This is a genomic window from Microcystis sp. M53603_WE2 (assembly GCF_030065435.1).
This window is the reverse complement of sequence record NZ_JASJFF010000229.1, coordinates 1-2,166: the sequence shown is the minus strand read 5'-3', so window position 1 is coordinate 2,166 and position 2,166 is coordinate 1. Positions and strand designations below refer to the sequence as shown.

The 2,166-nt window shown below is 40.4% G+C and carries 2 protein-coding genes and 1 pseudogene; all 3 read left to right on the top strand.

Annotated features, from left to right (window positions below; translation table 11 throughout):
- Positions 1-275 precede the first annotated feature (275 nt).
- Entirely contained in the window at positions 276-650 is a 375-nt protein-coding gene (locus PX481_RS04915; protein WP_002758752.1) for a hypothetical protein, read from the top strand.
- A 327-nt stretch (positions 651-977) separates the two neighbouring features.
- Complete coding sequence (locus PX481_RS04910; protein ID WP_502846452.1) at positions 978-1,232, top strand: transposase; 255 nt, start codon at positions 978-980, stop codon at positions 1,230-1,232.
- Positions 1,233-1,352: 120 nt separating this feature from the next.
- Positions 1,353-2,024 (top strand): annotated as a pseudogene (locus PX481_RS04905) (IS1380 family transposase); the annotation flags it as partial.
- Between the last annotated feature and the right edge of the window lie 142 nt (positions 2,025-2,166).

Here is a 2,166-nt window from a genome sequence, read left to right as displayed (position 1 = left end):
AATGTATCTGGATACAGGCCACACAAGCGTTTGAACTCTGTTGGCTTTAAAGTTTTTACTTGTTCGTAAGTCATCTTTCAATCTTAACTCTTGGACTATAGCGTTTCTGATTCACAAGAGGTACATTCCCGATCCTGAACAGCTTAATCAGCAAAGGTTTAAGTGTGCCGCACAGATGCGAGAACCGCTATATTTTATCCTATTTTGTCTAGACTTATGCAAGATCTCTAGTTGTTTCTTGGGGGACTAACAGGCTTGATGTTTTTGCCCGTGGGATGGATGATGGTGTTTGGCACAAGTGGTGGGATGGCGTTTCCCCCTGGAAGGGTTGGGAATTATTAGATAAACCAGTGAGTCCATCAATCGTTGTTTCTACTACAAAGAATCAAACTGGTGGAGCCATAAGGGTTAGTGGTAAAGGTTTTACCCCTGGTGGAAGAGTCAAGTTCTATGTTGAGAATCTAGTCAATCAAAAGAATCCATTCCATCTGACGGAAGATCTTGCAGATGCACAGGGACAATTTTCGGAAAAAACTAATTTCTTCCAGGCCAACTGTTGGCGAAATCAAGTTAATCCTGCTGTAATTCGCGCAGTTGATGTGGTGACTGGTGCATCAGCAACAGGGACATCAAATGCTTATACTTGCTAATTATAGCGTTTCCCAATCTCATGAGGTACACCAAAATCTTAACTCCTGACTCCTGACTCCTGACTCCTGACTCCTCAAAACCTAAGACTCTGTACCTCACAACTATAGAAGTTGCTATATTTAGCCTGCATTATTCATGAGAGTAGGGTAAAAAACCCTGAAACCACTACCAGATATAAGTTACAGCGACTTGATCTCAACAACAGTCTGTTTTGTCTCTCCGTCACTGGGCTTTCAGGAGAGAAAATAATGGTTAAAAAAGCAGAAAAAAGGGGACAAAAAACTCTATAATGTTAGGGACAGTAAGAGTTAAAATTTTCGTTGATCATGACTGAGTTTTCTTCTCAACTTTCGCTAAACTTCTTTACCAAAAAACCTTTAGAAGCCAAGTTCTCTCGCCTTGATTTGAGTTCAGATGCGGGGGTACTTCTGGTTAGACAAGCAGAAGAACAACTGAAAATTTGTGAAGGATTAGCAGATTGTTTGGAGGATAATCGAGAGCCGGGTAAAGTAAAACATTCTGGCTCTTCGGTTTGTGTTATGCAATGGACGGGGGTTATAAGGGATGGAACCCTTATATAGAAAGGCATTTAGCGTTTTTTGTCAATTGTTTTTTATCTAGAGCGAACTAATCAATTAAGTCTCTTGCCAGATAAGGATTTAGTCGATTTATGCCCCCCTATCGAACCATAACAAGTAACGAAGAGCCAACATTCTCTACATCAGTTAATTAGTCAACGAGTCTATCAAATAGCATCGGGCTATGAAGATAGCAACGACAGTAACTATTTGCGGGATGATCCTATTTTTAAGATTGCTTGCGATAAAGTTCCGCTTCTAGGAGAAGAATTATTAGCTAGTCAGCCAACGATGAGTCGATGGGAGAATCAGGTAACAAACAGAGAAATCAAAGGAATGCGTCGCTTTTTTGTTGACCAATTCCTCAAAAGTTATTCACAACAACCAGAAGAAATATTGCTAGATATAGATGGCTGGGATGCTTTGACTCATGGGCATCAGCAACTAAGCTTATTTCATGGTTATTATGGACACTATATTTACTTTCCCGTATTAATTAATGAAGCTGGGAGCGGTTACCCGTTAGTTCTACAACTTCGAGCGGGAAATTCTCACCCAGGTAAAGGGGTAGCGGGGATACTAAGATGGCTATTTTGGCGGTTAAGAAAAGCGATGCCAGAAGTGAGAATTATTTGACGAGGAGATGCGGGCTTCTCCTTGCCTGAAATCTTGAAAGTTTGCGAACGCAGTGAAGTTAAATATGTGTTTGGTTATAGTAGTAATGCAGTCTTGAAACAAAAAATTAGTTATCTTCTGGATCAAGCAAGATTACAATATCATCGCACGGGAGAAAAAGGGTTCTTCGTTACTTGGTATGATTCGATCAGGGGGCATAAATCGACTAAATCCTTATAGGGCAAGAGACTCAATTGATTAGCTCGTTCTAGATAGAAAACAATTGGCCAAAATCGAAGCAATGTCTTTCTGTGTAAGGGTT

Bases quoted from the DNA above. Each gene is read 5' to 3' on its own strand.
- PX481_RS04915 (WP_002758752.1), top strand. From the start codon at position 276: ATGGATGATGGTGTTTGGCACAAGTGGTGGGATGGCGTTTCCCCCTGG.
- PX481_RS04910 (WP_502846452.1), top strand. From the start codon at position 978: ATGACTGAGTTTTCTTCTCAACTTTCGCTAAACTTCTTTACCAAAAAA.